This window comes from Terriglobales bacterium, assembly GCA_035651995.1.
Taxonomy (GTDB): domain Bacteria; phylum Acidobacteriota; class Terriglobia; order Terriglobales; family Acidobacteriaceae; genus DASRER01.
This window is the reverse complement of record DASRER010000020.1, coordinates 278596-295235: the sequence shown is the minus strand read 5'-3', so window position 1 is coordinate 295235 and position 16640 is coordinate 278596. Positions and strand designations below refer to the sequence as shown.

General features: G+C 63.0%; 15 protein-coding genes. 6 read left to right on the top strand and 9 right to left on the bottom strand.

Annotated elements, in window-relative coordinates:
* Positions 1-236: 236 nt before the first annotated feature.
* Positions 237-2111 (top strand): amidase, encoded by a 1875-nt coding sequence (locus tag VFA60_07215; protein HZQ91565.1) that lies wholly within the window; start codon positions 237-239, stop codon positions 2109-2111.
* Between the two features lie 75 nt (positions 2112-2186).
* On the opposite strand, the gene VFA60_07210 is transcribed toward VFA60_07215, so the two are convergent.
* The 8 genes from VFA60_07210 to VFA60_07175 form a co-directional block, all read right to left on the bottom strand.
* Entirely contained in the window at positions 2187-2753 is a 567-nt protein-coding gene (locus VFA60_07210; protein HZQ91564.1) for a DUF1264 domain-containing protein, read from the bottom strand.
* A 136-nt stretch (positions 2754-2889) separates the two neighbouring features.
* Positions 2890-3714: a phage Gp37/Gp68 family protein gene (locus tag VFA60_07205; protein ID HZQ91563.1), complete on the bottom strand. Its 825-nt coding sequence runs from the start codon at positions 3712-3714 to the stop codon at positions 2890-2892.
* Entirely contained in the window at positions 3711-4562 is an 852-nt protein-coding gene (gene tcmP / locus VFA60_07200; GenBank protein ID HZQ91562.1) for a three-Cys-motif partner protein TcmP, read from the bottom strand. The genes VFA60_07205 and tcmP overlap by 4 nt, the downstream gene beginning before the upstream one ends.
* A gap of 70 nt (positions 4563-4632) precedes the next feature.
* Positions 4633-6228: an acyl-CoA carboxylase subunit beta gene (locus VFA60_07195; protein ID HZQ91561.1), complete on the bottom strand. Its 1596-nt coding sequence runs from the start codon at positions 6226-6228 to the stop codon at positions 4633-4635.
* Between the two features lie 313 nt (positions 6229-6541).
* Complete coding sequence (locus tag VFA60_07190) at positions 6542-7150, bottom strand: hypothetical protein (protein ID HZQ91560.1); 609 nt, start codon at positions 7148-7150, stop codon at positions 6542-6544.
* 100 nt (positions 7151-7250) lie between these two features.
* Positions 7251-9218 carry a threonine--tRNA ligase gene (gene thrS / locus VFA60_07185; protein ID HZQ91559.1) on the bottom strand — a complete coding sequence of 656 codons (1968 nt, stop codon included), beginning with the start codon at positions 9216-9218 and terminating at the stop codon, positions 7251-7253.
* Positions 9219-9318: 100 nt separating this feature from the next.
* Complete coding sequence (locus tag VFA60_07180; protein HZQ91558.1) at positions 9319-9666, bottom strand: hypothetical protein; 348 nt, start codon at positions 9664-9666, stop codon at positions 9319-9321.
* A gap of 46 nt (positions 9667-9712) precedes the next feature.
* Positions 9713-10264 carry a hypothetical protein gene (locus VFA60_07175; GenBank protein HZQ91557.1) on the bottom strand — a complete coding sequence of 184 codons (552 nt, stop codon included), beginning with the start codon at positions 10262-10264 and terminating at the stop codon, positions 9713-9715.
* Positions 10265-10662: 398 nt separating this feature from the next.
* Here VFA60_07175 and VFA60_07170 point away from each other — a divergent pair, with 398 nt between their 5' ends.
* From VFA60_07170 to VFA60_07160, 3 genes are all read left to right on the top strand, one after another.
* Positions 10663-11052, top strand: a complete 390-nt coding sequence (locus VFA60_07170) for a RidA family protein (protein ID HZQ91556.1) — start codon at positions 10663-10665, stop codon at positions 11050-11052.
* A gap of 76 nt (positions 11053-11128) precedes the next feature.
* Positions 11129-12436 (top strand): amidohydrolase family protein, encoded by a 1308-nt coding sequence (locus tag VFA60_07165; GenBank protein ID HZQ91555.1) that lies wholly within the window; start codon positions 11129-11131, stop codon positions 12434-12436.
* 161 nt (positions 12437-12597) lie between these two features.
* Positions 12598-13032: a CBS domain-containing protein gene (locus VFA60_07160; protein ID HZQ91554.1), complete on the top strand. Its 435-nt coding sequence runs from the start codon at positions 12598-12600 to the stop codon at positions 13030-13032.
* A gap of 113 nt (positions 13033-13145) precedes the next feature.
* On the opposite strand, the gene VFA60_07155 is transcribed toward VFA60_07160, so the two are convergent.
* Entirely contained in the window at positions 13146-14423 is a 1278-nt protein-coding gene (locus VFA60_07155) for an MFS transporter (protein HZQ91553.1), read from the bottom strand.
* Positions 14424-14512: 89 nt separating this feature from the next.
* On the opposite strand from VFA60_07155, the gene hslV reads away from it, so the two are divergent.
* Positions 14513-15073, top strand: coding sequence for an ATP-dependent protease subunit HslV (hslV, locus tag VFA60_07150; protein ID HZQ91552.1), 561 nt, complete (start codon positions 14513-14515; stop codon positions 15071-15073).
* 73 nt (positions 15074-15146) lie between these two features.
* A complete protein-coding gene (gene hslU, locus VFA60_07145; protein HZQ91551.1) occupies positions 15147-16553 on the top strand; it encodes an ATP-dependent protease ATPase subunit HslU in 1407 nt (468 codons plus the stop codon).
* Positions 16554-16640: the final 87 nt, after the last annotated feature.

The following is a 16640-nucleotide window of genomic DNA, read 5'->3' as shown; positions in this document are numbered from 1 at the left end:
TCGAGGCAAGCGGGGTAACGGGACCTCGGGATTCTTATTTGCACGCACAATGCGCCGCCGGCGATGAGCCGAGCGGCGAATTTGTTTTTCTTGCCTGACTGCGCTCTTGGCCATTGGCTCCTTGGCTCTTGGCCTCCTTCCTCCCACCGCCAAGTCGCAACGTGCCGCCGTTCCTGCGTGTTTGGCCAAAAGCCAAGAGCGAATAGCCAGCGCCTGTCGTTCTATAATCCCGCGCCATGAACTCACGTCCCGCGCTTAATCGCCGCGCTTTTGTTGCGCTGTTTTCATCGCTTGGCGTTTCTTCCACCGTGTTCCCCGAAACCCTCTGGGGCATGATGCACCCCCAGGCCGCATCAACGCCCGCGCCAGCACCCACCGCGACGCCCGCGCCGGTGCAGGCGGCGGGCGTGGGTGGTGATGTGGCCAAGCTTCCGCTCTCCAAGGAAATGATTCGCGCCGCGGCGTCAGTCGCCGGGCTCAGTTACGACGACGCCCAGGTCGAGATGATGTTGCGCGACATCAACGACCGGTTGAAGCAGTTCGAGCAGGTGTGGGAGCTCCACATACCCAACGACGTCGCTCCGGCGCTGCTCTTCAACCCCGTGCTGCCGGGCATGACGTTTGAAACCCAGCGCCGCCCCATGCGCATGAGCCGGGTGCCCGCCGTCGCCGCGCCGGCACAGATCGAAGACGTTGCCTTCTACAACGTCCGCCAGCTGGGCGAACTGCTGCGCACCCGCAAGGTCACCTCGGTCGCGCTCACCCAGATGTACCTGGACCGCCTCAGGCGCTACGATCCGGTGCTGCACTTCGTGGTCACGCTGCTTCCCGAGCGCGCCCTGGCCGCCGCGAAGAAAGCAGACGCAGAGATGGCCGCCGGCAGGTACCGCGGTCCGCTGCACGGCATTCCGTACGGCGCGAAGGACCTGCTCGCGGTGAGCGGCGCGCCCACCACCTGGGGCGCGAAGGGCTATGAGGATCAAAGGTTCGAATCTGACGCGACCGTGGTCAAGCGCCTCGACGACGCCGGCGCCGTGCTCGTCGCCAAGCTGACGCTGGGCGCGCTGGCGCAGGGCGACGTGTGGTTCGGCGCCGTCACGCGTAACCCGTGGAAAACCGACCAGGGCTCGAGCGGTTCATCGGCCGGCTCGGGCTCGGCGACGTCGGCGGGATGCGTTGGGTTCGCCATCGGCTCGGAGACCCTCGGCTCGATCTCGTCACCCTCCACCCGCAACGGCGTCACCGGGCTGCGTCCCACGTTCGGACGCGTACCGCGCACCGGCGCCATGGCACTCTCCTGGAGCATGGACAAGCTCGGGCCGCTCTGCCGTGCCGTAGAGGATTGCGCCGTGGTGCTCAGCGCCATCTGCGGCCCCGATGGCCACGATCGCACCGTGCACGACTACCCCTTCAACTGGGACGCGACGATCGACCCGAAGAAGTTGCGCATCGGCTACCTGCGCAGCGAGTTCGAGCGCCAGCCGACCGCGGATGAACTGAAGCGCGAAACGCCCACGCAGAAAGAACGGCGCCTGGAAGCCACTAAGGCCGACGCCGACGCGATCTACGTCCTCCAAAAGAAACTCGGCATCAACCTCATCCCGGTCGAGCTGCCCACCAGGCCCGCCGCCGGTGCCCTGCGTCCACTGCTGGTTGCCGAAGGGGCGGCGGCGTTTGACGAACTCACGCGCAGCGGCCGCGACAAGCTGCTCACCGCGCAAGGCCCCAACGACTGGCCCAACACCTTCCGCGAAGCGCGCCTGATTCCCGCGGTGGAGTACATCAACCAGAACCGTGCCCGCACGCTGCTCATGGAAAAGGTGGCCGACCTCTTCAAGAACTTGGACGTGATCGTCGCGCCCACCTTCAGCCCGCAACTGTTGATCACGAACCTGACCGGACACCCGGCCGTCATCCTGCCGCACGGCTTCCGCCCGAGCGACGGCACTCCCATGAGCATTACGTTCCTGGGCAACCTGTTCGGCGAGGCAAACCTGTTGGCCGTGGCAAAGGCCTATCAGGACGCGACCGACTTCCACCTCAAGCACCCGAAGCTGGGCACCGATCCGACGCCGGCATTCCTGCCGCCGCCAGCGCCGCCCAGGACCTAACGCATCACCGCAGAGACGCGGAGGACGCAGAGAACAAGAATCTCGGCGGACTCTCCGCCTCGGCGGTGGACAGGCCTACTGCGCTCCCTTCTTCCACTCGTCCTGCTTCATCGGCTTGTGGCCGACCGCCTGCGCCACGGACATCTTGCCGTTGGGCAGATTGCCATTCTTGTAGAAGTGATAGATCAGCCCGTCGGTGGTGGCCACGGTCTTGGCAACTTCGGTGGCCTTGTCGTCGGGCAGGTCGAGCACCTTCACGCGCCCGCCGGCGATCTCGATGGCGTGGTCGTGCCAGTTCTTGTTCCAGTCGCGCAGCGACACCTGGTTGCGCACCAGCTTCTTGGCGTAAATCCACTCCACCTGCGAAAGCTTGGCGTTGGGATCGGTGGAATCGTAGATCAGGCACACGATCTGCGGATCGGGGTCGTGCACTTTGCAATAGTGATGGTAGGGGCCCATTTCGTGTCCATCCACCAGGTGTGGCGCGACTACGTGGATGTCATATCCCTGGGCTGGACTGCTTGGCGGAGCGGGTTGGGGCGGCGCGGCGCTTACCGGGCCGCGGCTTGGCGCGAAGCTGGCAATCAGCGCCATACAACAGCACAAGGCAAAGATGGTGAGAACTCGCGTCGGCAAACGCATGAAGTCTCTCCTGAGTGTGAGATCTTTTTGGGGGGTGAGTTGCATGGCCTCTGTCGAAAAACCGCGCAACGGTAACGCCGGGACGAAGCGACGTCAAGCAGGGATGACCGCGGACTGAAATGGCTAAACTTCCGACCTAGGCGGGAGCCAGTTGCAAGAGTTCGAATGACCGAAACCGTAGCTTCAGCCGTCGCGAGATCGCGACGCGATCATTCTCCGTAGGCGGGTGTGCTACAGGCCTGCGAGGATACTCATCGTAAGTGCGCCCTTCCAGCAGCCTGCCCGTTTTGTGTTTGCGGACGCCGCCCCATTGTTTGAAGAAGAATGGCACATCGACTGCGGCACACTGATCGCGTAATGAGAGGACCCACTGCGCCTTCATCTCGCGGGCACCGGGACCACTCTCGCCACCCACGATCACCCAATCGATGGATGACAGATTGATTCGTCCAACATCCTCAAGCAAGGGCTCTATTGAGAGGAATTTCACACACGCACCGCTTTGGCGAAGGTGTTCAATTCTCGGCACACCATAATTACGGTCCTCGACGCTAACTCCCCACCAGATGTGACGCTGGCCAGCGGCAAATCTGAGCTTGGAGTTCAGCAGTGTCTTAAGCCGTTCGGACCGCTTCGTGAGGACTTGAAACGTGTGCCATGGAGCCGCGCACATCACGCGAGCAACTGCCTCGATGTATGAGTCCGAAACACCGTCATGAAACAAATCGCTCATTGAATTGACGAAGACCATCTTTGGTTCACGCCACTCCAAGGGTTCCGTCAATTTTTCCGGCACCAGGCGAAGATCGAACCCCTGTTCGTACGGGTGGCCCTCGACGCCCCGGAAGCGCTCTGCGAAGCGCTCCGCGTAGCAGTGCTTACATCCGGGGCTGATCTTGGTGCAGCCGCGAACGGGGTTCCAGGTTGCGTCCGTCCACTCGATTTCAGAATTCAGACTCACCAATCAGCTCCGAGTTTCGGTTGATCGGTTGCATAGTTTAGAACGGCGTCCCAAAACGCGTATGCGCGTTCGCTTCGTGAAAACAGGGCCAGATAATAGAGGGGCGCCCTACGGTCGTATGTGCGGACCTTTTTCATTCGATGCAAGGGTTGCCCAATGTAACCGATCATTGCCATTCGCTTTGAGAACTCTTCAGCGAGGAACTGCGGAAACTCCTCGAGTAGGCGATCCTTGCTCCTCCATTCTTTCCTCCATTCACGATCCCCAAGAAACTGATCGAGCTTCTGGGAGTCTTCAGCTGTGTAGTTGTCGTAATTACGTTGCGCATCCATGAAAACTGCGAGCAGAACCAAGAAATCCATTCGCATTTCGGCGAGTTTCCTAACGGTCGAAAACTTAATCCCGATATCGTAAGGATCTAAGAAACAGAGATTGAGGCTGTTCCCCGCCGACGGCGATCGCGCTTCACTGACAATGTCTTCGATTCGCGCATTGCAATCTCCGGGAATAAATGCACAGTTCGTATGTGGTGCGTGCCTTTGTATTCGTTTCCGCAGTGCCTCGCGTTTTTCGTCGTCCTCTTCACAGAATACGTATTTGGAAAAAGTGTCCGGAACGGTAACGGCCCGCACAGGCGAAGCCGCAATAATAGAATCGGCTCCCCTGATCTTGCTGTACCCCGCTCCGGCGTACAACTCGAAATAATGCCGGGCTGGCCACTTGTCCTTCATGGCAGTTGCGAACATCTGGGTGTACATCGCGACTAGACGATACTTGTCGTTTGCCCATGGTCCAGCGTCGTTGCACACCAAACCGTCGGCCTCGACTGTGTGGGTTGTATTCGCCATTTGTTCGCCTTCATACTACAACAGCTCACACATGGCAAACGTCAACATATGCCAGGTACTTAGCTGAGCATCACAGCGGAATATTTCCGTGCTTCTTCTTCGGCATGCTCTCGCGCTTGCCGTCGAGCATCTCCAGCGCGCGGATCACGCGGGCGCGGGTTTCGCGCGGCTGAATGACGGCGTCCAAGTACCCGCGCTCCGCGGCGACGTAGGGGTTGGCGAAGCGGTCGCGGAACTCTTCCGTCTTCTCTTTTAAGACCGCTGCGACGGCTTCGTCGCCGTGCAGCTTCGCCGCGCCTCTGGACACGCCTTCTTTCCGCGCCTTGTCCAGTTCGCGCCGATAAACGATGTTGGCCGCGCCTTCCGGGCCCATCACCGCGATCTCCGCCGTCGGCCAGGCGTAGTTCACGTCGGTGCGGATGTGCTTCGACGACATGACGCAGTACGCGCCGCCGTACGCCTTGCGCGTGATCACCGTGATCTTCGGCACGGTCGCCTCGGCGAAGGCGTACAGCAGCTTCGCGCCGTGCTTGATGATCCCGCCGTGCTCCTGGTTCGTCCCGGGCAGGAAGCCGGGCACGTCTTCGAAGGTCAGCAGCGGGATGTTGAAAGCGTCGCAGAAGCGCACGAAGCGCGCGCCCTTCAGGGACGCGTTGATGTCGAGCACGCCCGCCAGGTACGCCGGCTGGTTCGCCACGATGCCCACCGGGCGCCCATTCATGCGCGCGAAGCCGACGACGAGATTCTTCGCGTAGTGCTCGTGCACTTCGAAGAAGTAGCCGTCGTCTACCACCGCGTGGATCACGTCTTTGATGTCGTAGGGCTGGTTCGACTCCGCCGGCACAATCGAGTCGAGCGCGGCGTCAGCCCGCTCGGCCGGATCGGTCGGCGCCTTGCGCGGCGCATCGTCCAAATTGTTCGACGGAATAAAGCTCATCAGCTCGCGGATCATCGCCAGGCACTCGGCGTCGTCGTGCGCCAGAAAGTGCGCCACGCCCGACGTTTCGTTGTGCGTTATGGCGCCGCCGAGCTGGTCTTTGGTGACCTCCTCGTGCGTCACCGTCTTGATCACGTCGGGCCCGGTCACGAACATGTACGAGGTCTTGTCCACCATGAAGATGAAGTCGGTGATCGCCGGCGAGTACACCGCGCCGCCGGCGCACGGCCCCATGATGGCCGAGATCTGCGGAATCACGCCCGACGACAGCGTGTTGCGCAGGAAGATGTCGGCGTAGCCAGCCAGCGACATCACGCCTTCCTGGATGCGCGCGCCGCCCGAGTCGTTCAGTCCGATCACTGGCGCGCCGGTCTTCATCGCCAGGTCCATGATCTTCACGATCTTGCCGGCGTTGGCCTCCGAGAGCGACCCACCGAACACGGTGAAGTCCTGCGCGAAACAGAAAACCAGCCGCCCCTCGATCCGCCCATAGCCGGTGACGAAGCCATCGCCGTAGTACACCTGGTCCTGCATGCCGAAGTCGGTGCAGCGATGCGTCACCAGGCGGTCGGTTTCCTCGAACGTGCCCTCGTCGAGCAGGAACTCGATCCGCTCGCGGGCGCTCATCTTGCCTTCCTTGTGCTGGCGCTCGCGCCGCGCTGCCCCGCCGCCCTCCGCCGCCAGGCCGTCGCGCTTCTTCAGTTCGGCTAATTTGTGCTCCAGGTCCATGTTGCTGGGGATTATAGCGACTGGAGACAGAACTCTTCTCTCGAAGCCTCATCCCGAGCGCAGCGGGAGACCTGCCAATCCGCGGGCGTAGCCTGGTCTGGTCGCCGCCGCTCGGGCAACGCCGCCATCGCCGCCGAAGACAGCCGGCGAATCTGGATCGCCGGTTGGGCCGAGTCGCTCGCGCACGACCTGCGCTACGGCGCGCGCAGCGCGCCATCTGAGGGCTCACCACTAGTAGGGCGCGAAGACACGAAGCCTTGCTCGGTTTCGCTTCGTACCTTCGCGAAGAGCTGATCTTCGAGTTGGGCGCCGGCTACTTTTCGCTCTCCGCCGTGCCGGGCTCGTACTTGTATTTCTTTCCATCCCAGTACACCGACGAGATCATCAGCCCCGCCTCATCGGCATTGATCACGACCCGGGGCTTTTTCTTGATCACGACCTGCGCCAGCGTCAGCCGGTCGAACGGTAGATTGATGATGACGAATTTCGCCTTGGCCTCGGCGGCGCGCCAGTTGTGGATCACCACCAGCGTTCGCGCCCGGTCCGGATCGGAGGAGGCAAACTGCTGCGTTTCTTTCGGATTGCCCCAGCCGTAATAGGCGTCGTAGGGATCGATGACCTTGTACTTGTAGTCCTGCTGCCCGGCCAGCGGGTTTTTCGCGCTCACCAGGATCACGGCGTCTTCAGCGCCGTCGCCGTCGAGATCGCCGGTGAGCAGCACCGTCGTCGGCGCTCCCTTGATGGGGACGCCGCCCGCTCCGCGCGGAACCAGCGGCGCCGGCGCAAAACCCGGCCCGAACTGCTTCTTCAGATACGCGCCGAGATCGCCGGTGTCGTTCTGATTCAGCGGCGTGGGCGCTTGTTCGAATGCGACGGCGGCAACCGAAAGCAGCAAAACTGGACCGAACCAACGCGAGAACATGAGCAGAGTGTAGCCCCAATTCGAGCGAGGTGGGGATAACGAAGCGGAAACCTACGCTGTTTCGCTCCGCGCCTCCGCGTCTCCGCGGTCTTGAAAGCAGCTAGACGCTCGGCGCCTTTTCCGCGATCAGCTTCACGATTCGCGCCTTGAACTCGTCCGCGGCCAGGTCGTCCGTCTTCTCTTTTCCGCGCGTCCGGACATTGACGCGGCCGGCTTCGGCCTCCTTGTCGCCGACGACAAGCAGGAACGGCACTTTCTGCAGCGCGTGCTCGCGGATCTTGGCGTTCATCTTCTCGTTGCGCGCGTCCACTTCCACGCGGACACCGGCGGCACGCAACTCCCCCGCAATCTTGTTCGCGTACTCAGCGTGCCGCTCGCTGATCGGGATCAGCGCGGCCTGCACCGGCGACAGCCACACCGGAAACGCGCCCGCGTAGTGCTCCAGCAGCACGCCGAAGAAGCGCTCCACCGACCCATAAAGCGCGCGGTGCACCATCAACGGCTGGTGCCGCTGGCCGTCTTCGCCCACGTACTCCAGGTCGAAGCGTTTGGGCAGGTTGAAGTCGAACTGCACGGTGGAGAGCTGCCAGAGCCGGCCGATCGCGTCCACCAGCTTCACATCAATCTTCGGCCCGTAGAAAGCCGCCTCGCCGGGAATCGTCTTGTAAGCGATCCCCATCCGCTTCAGCACTTTTTCGAGCGACCCGGTGGCCATGTTCCACTGATCTTCGCTGCCCACGAAGTTCGTGCGGTCGTTCGGGTCCCAGGTGCTCAGCTCCACCTGGAACTGGTCGAAGCCGTAGGTCTTGAGCACCGCTTGGGCGAACTCGATGCAGCCGGCGATTTCGGCCTCGATCTGCTCGGGCGTGCAGAAGATGTGCGCATCGTCCTGGGTGAAGCCGCGCACACGCAGTAAGCCATGCATTACGCCGGAGCGCTCGTAGCGATACACCGTCCCCAGCTCGCCGAGCCGCACGGGCAGGTCGCGATACGAGCGCAGTTTGTCTTTGTAAATAAGAATGTGGAACGGACAGTTCATGGGCTTCATGCGGTATTCCGCATCGTCAAGCTCCATGGGCGTGAACATGTTCTGCGCGTAATAGCCTTCGTGGCCGCTGGTCCGCCAGAGCTGGCGGCGCGCCACGTGCGGCGTGAATACGAGCGAGTAGCCCCGCCGCAGATACTCGTCGCGCATCCAGTCTTCCATCAGCTTACGGATCAGCCCGCCCTTGGGGTGCCAGAAGATGAGCCCCGGCCCGGCCAGCTCCTGGATCGAGAACAGATCGAGCTGCTGCCCGAGCACGCGATGATCGCGCTTCTTGGCTTCTTCCTGCTGCTTCAGGAATGCGTCGAGGTCCTTCTTTGAGAAGAACGACGTTCCGTAGATGCGCTGCAGTTGCGGGTTCTTCTCGTTCCCCAGCCAGTAGGCGCCGGCGATGTTGAGCAGCTTGAAGGCCTTGATCTTGCCCGTCGAGGGAATGTGCGGCCCGCGGCAGAAATCGAGAAACTTGCCGGTCTTATAGATCGAGATTTTTTCATCGGGCGCCGTGAACTGCTCGATGAAGTGGCACTTCATGAAGTCGCCTTCGTTCCTGAAGCGCTCCAGCCCTTCCTGGCGCGGCAGGAACTCGCGCGCGTAGGGCAGGTCCTGCTGCACCAGTTCTTGCATCTTCTTCTCGATCCGCTCCAGGTCTTCGGCAGTGAACGGCGTCGGCCGGTAGAAATCGTAGAAGAAGCCGCTCTCGGTCGCAGGTCCGTGTCCCAGCTTCGTCTCCGGAAAAAGTTCGAGCACCGCCGCGGCGAGAAGATGCGCCGACGAGTGCCGATAAACCTCCAGCGCCTCGGGGTCGCGCTCGGTCAGGATGCGGACCTCAGCGTCCTTTTCCAGTGGACGAGTCAGGTCTACCAGCGCGGACTCGTGGCCGTTGCTCAGCGGACGAATCTTTGCCGCGAGCGCGGCGTCGGCGAGTCGGGGCGAGATAGAGCGAGCCACGTCGAGCGCGGTTGTGCCGCGCGGCATTTCTTTTTCCGAGCCGTCGGGGAGCTTGATGCGAATGCTTTCAGCCATAGAAAAACCTGCGTCAATCGTGAATTTTCGAGTGTAGCGGAGCAATTTCGGAGGGGTCAAACGGCAGATTCAGCCGCGGCCCGCGCAGAGGGCGAAGCGGTTATGTTCGAGGAGAAACTTGCGACCTGTTGGGCTCAAGGCCGCGCCGCACCGCCATCCGCTCCCAGATGAGCAACCCGGCGAACGCCAGCGGCAGCGCGACCAGCGCGGCCGGCAAGGCGATGTTGCGGTAGGCAATCGTCATGTCTGGCCTTGAGCCTATCACAAATCCTCGGATGACAAGGATCATGATGGACGCTAACAGGGTGAGACAGAAGGTCAACAAGGAAAGTCCGGTCGAAACCGCCAGCAAGAGGGCGAAGTGCAGCAGGGCGGCAAGCCAGCGGTTGGAAACAGACACAGGTCCCGAGCCAAAGATGTGAAATACGGCGGAATAGCGGTCAGCCACGACTCAATCATACGCGGGAGCTGACGACCTGGCGCGATCGCTTCGCTTACATCAGTATTTCGTCCGCCCGCCGCGCGATGGGATGTTGCATCTCGGCCAGGTCGTTCTTCACCAGGTTGAGTCCGTAGACGCAGCGCTCGAACTCGCGCGCCAGCTTGCCGAACAGCGGCGCCACGCGCGCGTACTCGAAGTGCTCGAACTTGCTGACGATGTAGTAGCTCTCTTTGCCGGCCTTCATGAAGTCGATAAAGTTTTCCAGCCGCGCACGGCGCAGGCGGAACTGGTTGATGCTCTCGGGAAACATGCCGGTGAAGAAGAGCGTGTAGTCGCCAATGTGCTTTCGCACCTGGCGCTCGCGGTCGAACGAGGGCGCGTCGCCGTACACAGGATCTGACTCGAGCAGCATCTCGCCCACATCGCTGAGCGGACGGTTGGCCGCGTTCCGGATCCGGTGGAGCTGCTCGGTTTCGCAGAACTCGGTGAGCATGTTGGCCACGTACGCGCCCACTTCCTCGTCGTGCAGGCCGACTCCGTCGTTGAAATTGCGGCCCACCAGCTCGCGGAAAAGCTGTTGCAGCGGATGCGATTCAGAGATCATCCACTTACCCCCGAGTCCGTTCCCCGCGACGGACGCTCAACATCTGCCCATTCTTTAACGCAGTTTGCCGCGCTGACGCAAGAACTCTTCGGTGACGTCCGCGGTTACAGGCGTCATACGCCGGCGGTGACCATGGAAACCGGCCCCCGCCCAAAGCCGCTCCCAGAGCGACTTTACCGCAGACGCCTCTATGTCTATTCGAACCCGCTCCGGCGACTTTGGTTGCAGAAAGTCAAGGAGCGCTGTCCGCTTTCCGCTTCCCGTTCTCAGCAAAATCGCTACGAATGCTGGCAACTTCTACCCTGGCAGCAGGCACGTTACATTGCTAACGGCGGCACGTTTTTCCTTTTACCTTGTACCTTTTTCCTCTTACCTTGCGTTTCTCACAGGAGCACGCCATGGCACGCACCAACATCGCAAGCGGTACACAATGGGAACCGGTGGTCGGCTATTCGCGCGCGGTGCGCCTGGGCAACGTGGTGCACGTCTCAGGCACAACGGCGACGGCGCCTGACGGCAGCATTGTCGGCATCGGCGATGCGCACGCGCAGGCCATCCAGACGCTGCGCAACATCGAGAGCGCGCTGACCCGCGCCGGGGCGTCTTTGAAAGATGTCGTTCGCACCCGCATGTACGTGGTCAACATCGCGCGCGACTGGGAAGCCGTTGGCCGCGCCCACGGCGAGTTCTTCGGCGCCATCCGCCCCGCGACAAGCATGGTCGAGGTGCGCGCGCTCATCCTGCCCGAGATGCTGGTGGAGATCGAGGCCGAAGCCATCATCGAATGACTGCTTGGGATTGAGTTTGTTGGTGGAAGCGTTTACAGTTCCGCGCTCGCTGAAACTCAGCCTCGAGGTCCGATTCATGCGCAAGCTTGCACTGGCTTTCATCCTGCTCTCGGCCGCCGCCTTCGCCCAAGCCGCACCGCCGACCATCGCGATTCGCGCCGTCAACCTGATCGATGGCAAGAGCGACGCCGTCCTGCACGACAAAGGCATCATCATCCGCGGCAACAAGATCGTTGCCGTGGTGGAAGGCAACTCGCCTGAGATGCGCCAGGCGGAGACGGTGATCAACCTTGCGCCCTCGGTCACGGTCATGCCGGGCCTGATCGAGTCGCACACGCACATCTTTTTGCAGGGCGAAGACCCGGCCAAGGGCGGATACGACGCCAACATCCTCGAGTACCCGCTGGCCTACCGTGCTGCGCGCGCCGCGGTGGCCGCGCGCCGCGCGCTCGAGCAGGGCTTCACCACGATTCGCGACCTGGAGACCGAGGGCGCCGGCTACGGCGACGTAGGCATCAAGCGCGCCATCAATGAAGGACACATTCCCGGCCCGCGCATGTTCGTGGTCACGCGCGCTCTGTCGACCACCGGCGGCTATCCGCTCGAGGGTTACGCGCCCGAACTTGACATGCCCAAGGGGGCGCAGCTGGCCGATGGCCCGGTCGGCTTCCGCAAGGCCGCGCGTGAGCAACTTGACCACGGCGCGGACTGGCTGAAGGTGTACATGACCCATCGCTCCTGGGTGGACGACGCCGGCCACCTGCAATCGCAGCCGACGCTCACGCTCGACGAAATCCGCGCCGTGGTTGACGAAGCGCACGGCTGGGGCAGGAAGGTGGCGTGCCACGCCTACGGCGGCGTCGGCATGCGCCGCGCGCTCGACGGCGGATGCGACTCCATCGAGCACGGCCTCGACCTCACCGACCAGGACGTGGCGCAGATGGTGAAGCAGGGGACGTGGTACTGCCCAACGCTCTCGCCGTATCTCTACTGGTGGGCGCCGGAGAACACGCCTGAAGGCAAGCGCGATCGGGCACGCGCCGCCGTGCACAATCCGTCGTTCCAGCGCGCGCTCAAGGCCGGCGTGAAGATCGTTTTCGGCACCGACGTGGGCAGCTTCGAGTGGACCGACCCCAAGTCGCCCATCGCGCAGGAATTTCCGCGCATGGTCGAACTCGGCATGTCGCCCATGGCCGCGATCAAGTCCGCCACCTCCGTCCCCGCCGTCATGCTCGGCATGGACGGCCAGATCGGCGTCATCGCCCCCGGCGCCTTCGCCGACATTATCGCCGTGCAGGGCGATCCGCTACGCGACATCAAGGCCATGAGCAGCGTGGGATTCGTGATGAAGGATGGCAAGGTGTTCAGGAATGACGTGAAATAGCTTCCACCACAGGGGCACAGAGACACACAGGGAATCCCGTTCTCTTAACTTCCTCAGTCTCTGTGACTCCGCGTCTGTGTGAGGTGTGGGCGCTTGACTTCCCCATCCCCAGGTTCATAATTTCGCGATCAGAAGCCGGGGCCCTGGCAGCGAGGTGCGCCATGAATCTGCTGCAAATGTGTGACGAGGTTTCCGCCACCGTCACCCCCGAAACCAGCGTAGCCGACGCAATCCAGCTCATGCTCGACCGCCGCGTCGGCGCCGTCGCCGTGCTCGACGCCGAGCGGCGCGTGGCCGGCATCTTCACCGAGCGCGACGTGCTGCGCAAAATCTCCCTCAGCGGACGCGACCCGCGCGGCGTCAGCGTCGACGAGGTCATGACCCGCGCCGTCGAGCTCGGCACGCCCGAAACCGGCGCCGGCGAGGCCCTGGCCGCCATGGTGGACTCGCACTATCGCCACCTGCCCATTGTCGACAAGGACGGCCGCCTGCTCGGCATGCTCTCCATCCGCAACCTGCTCCAGGCGCGCATTGACGAACTCACCCACCAGCTCGATGCCCAGGACCAGTACGCGAACGATTCGCCGGGCGGATGAGCCTTTTCACCGCGGAGGCGCAGGGACGAGGGGAAAACAACACCCTCCAGAAGCTTCATCCTGGGCCCGCGCGGTTCGCGGGCCCAGGACCTGTGTGGTTGGTTTCATCTGCGTCATCCGCGTGGATCCGCGATAAGAATCTCTTCCTGCGCGCCTCCGCGACCCTGCGGTTCGCGTTCCGCCCGCATCAACGCCACCATGGCCCAAATCCCCAGCGCCGGCCCGATCGCCAGGCTCGCCGTCGCCCATCGCCATCCCCAGTGCGCTGCGATGAATGCCACCACGCGCAGCGAAACTGCTGTCAGCAGAAATCCCATCGCCACCTGCATAGTCAGCGCCGTTCCGACGTACCGCGGGTCGGCGACTTCGCTGATGATCGTGGAAAACTGCGCGGAGTCGGCGATGACAGCAATGCCCCAGACGAGCGAAATCAGCACGACAAGCCAGAAATGATCGAACAGCAGGGCGACGGCGATGCAACACGCACCGCTCACCGCCATGGCCCAGATGGTGACGCGGGAGCGTTGTGCGACTTGTGTGGCGCGGACGCCCTCGTTTGCGCTCGTCGCCCTTACCCGGTCGCTGACCACACCTGCCCACACGCATCCGAGCGTGCCGATCGCGATCGCCACAAACGCGATTGCCTGGTTTCGCACGCCGGCGCTCGAGGCTGCCGCCAGCATCACCGCGACCCAGCCCCACATCGAGTACAGCTCCCACATGTGGCCGAGGTAGCCGAAGTTGGCGAGGCGCAACCGGCGATTCCGGAACGCTTCGCCGATTTGCCCGGGATCGAAACTCGGCGAAGGCGCCGCATACGGCCCGTCGTGCACGCCAACCGCAACGATGGCCGCCGCGACTACGGCGAGGCCGCTAGCGGCAAGGACCGGCAACCGCCAGTCACCGGTGCGGGACGTCATCAGTCCACCCAGCGCGAGAGCGCCGTGCGGCAGCGCTGAGCCCACCGTAAGCGCGCCAATCAGGACGCCCATCGCGAGGCCCCGCCCTTCGCGATACCACCCGGCTAGCAACTTCATACCAGTGGGATACACTCCCGCCAGGAACGCTCCGGTCAGAAATCGCAGGGACAGTGCGAGCGCGATGTTGTCTTCCGCCACCGCAGCGAATGCCGCGTTCGCCCCCGCTCCGGCCAACGCGCAGATCACAAGGACTCTCGACGGCCGAAACACGTCGGCCAGGTTGAACGCCGCCGAGAACAGCGCGCCCGCCACAAACCCGATCTGCACGGCCGTCGTCAGCCAGGACGCCAGTCCCAACCCCGCATTCCATCGCCGCGCCAGCTCGGGCAACACCGCCGTACCGGTAAACCAAAGCGACATGGCCAGCAGTTCGGCGGTGGCGAGTAACGCCAGCGTGCGGGTTCTCTGCATGGAAAAAGCGATTCTATAGGAGAGTCTCTCCGTGCCTCCGCGCCTCCGCGGTGAGCGGTTTTCAACTGCTATAATCGGCAGTTACACGCATGAAAACAGCGCAATCAGGGCGCGCTCGGCGCCGCATTCGCTCCACCACCGTGCTTTGCGTCCGCCGCGACGGCGCGGTCGTCATGGCCGGCGACGGGCAGGTCACGCTGGGCGAGAGCGTGATCAAGCACACCGCGCGCAAGATTCGCCGCCTCTACCAGGACAAGGTCCTGGCCGGCTTTGCCGGCTCCACCGCCGACGCCTTTTCGCTCTTCAGCCGCTTCGAAACCAAGCTTGAGCAATTTCACGGCAACCTGGGCCGCGCCTGCGTCGAGCTGGCCAAAGACTGGCGCACCGACAAGGCGCTGCGGCACCTGGAGGCGCTGCTGCTCGTCACCGACAAGCAGCAAACGTTTCTCATCAGCGGACAGGGCGACGTCATCGAACCCGATGAAGGCGTGGCGGCCATCGGATCGGGCGGGCCTTACGCGCTCTCGTCGGCGCGCTCGCTGCTGGAGCACACCGACCTGCCGGCGCGCCGCATCGCCGAAGAAGCCATGAAGATCGCCGCCAGGACGTGCATCTTTACGAATGACAGGGTAACGATCGAGGAACTGTAAGAACCCGTTGTCGGTTTTAGGCCGCGGGCCGATCTTGGCCGGCGACCACGACCGACGGCCAGCGACTGAAGTTATGGCCATTTATTTGCCAGTCACCGCCGAAGAAGAACAGCTCGCACTCGACGACCTCACGCCGCGCGAAATCGTCAGCGAGCTCGATAAGTACGTTGTGGGCCAGCACGCCGCCAAGCGCGCCGTCGCGATCGCGCTGCGCAACCGCATGCGCCGCCAGAAGCTCGCGCCCGATCTCGCCGAAGAGATCATGCCGAAGAACATCATCATGATCGGCCCGACCGGCGTGGGCAAAACCGAGATCGCGCGCCGCCTTGCCAAGCTCACCAACTCGCCCTTCTTGAAGGTCGAGGCCTCCAAGTTCACCGAGGTCGGCTACGTGGGCCGCGACGTGGAGTCGATGATCCGCGACCTGGTCGAGATCGGCATCGACATGGTGCGCGAAGAAAAACTGGAAGACGTCGCCGACAAGGCCGAGCTCAACGCCGAGGAGCGCCTGCTCGACTTGCTCCTGCCGGGCGACAAGCCGCGCGCCGAAGGATCCACCGCCATTGTCGGCTTCGAACACTCCGCGCCGGGCGACTCGCACTCCCGCACCCGCGAAAAACTTCGCCAGCAGCTGCGGGAGGGCAAGCTCGACGAGCGCATGGTCGAGCTCGAAGTCCGCGAAAAGAGTTTCCCCGCGTTCGAAGTCATCTCCAACCAGGGCGTGGAGGAGATGGACATCAACGTGAAAGACATGCTGCCCAACATTTTCGGGCAGCGCACCAAGAAGCGCCGCATGAAGGTCAGCGAGGCGCTCGACTATCTGGTGCAGGAAGAAGAGCAGCGCCTGATCGACATGGACCAGGTCACGCGCATCGCGGTGGAGCGCGTGGAGAACGCCGGCATCATCTTCCTCGACGAGCTCGACAAGATCGCCGGCCGCGAAAGCGGCCACGGGCCCGACGTTTCCCGCGAAGGTGTGCAGCGCGACATCCTGCCCGTCGTCGAAGGCACCACCGTGAACACGCGCTACGGCATGGTGCGCACCGACCACATCCTGTTCATCGCCGCCGGCGCGTTCCACGTCTCCAAGCCCTCGGACCTGATCCCCGAGCTCCAGGGCCGCTTCCCCATCCGCGTGGAGTTGCAGTCGCTCACCATCGAAGACTTCATCCGCATCCTGACCGAACCGAAGTCGTCGCTGGTGAAGCAGTACACCGCGCTGCTCGAGACCGAAGGCCTCAAGCTGGAATTCACCCGCGAAGCGCTCGACGAGATCGCCAATTTCGCCTTCAAGGTGAACGAGGGCACGGAGAACATTGGCGCCCGCCGCCTGCACACCATCATGGAGCGCGTGCTCGACGAGATCAGCTTCAGCGCGCCCGAGGTTACCGAGAAAAACGTCACCGTGGATGCCGACTACGTGCGCAAGACGCTGGCCGAGATCGTGAAGGACCAGGATTTGTCGCGGTACATCCTGTAATCAGGGTCGTGAGCATCAGTTTCCGTCATGCTGAGCGGAGGATTGCCGGCGTTGCGCCGGTAATCCGGAGCCGAAGCATCCCTGCCG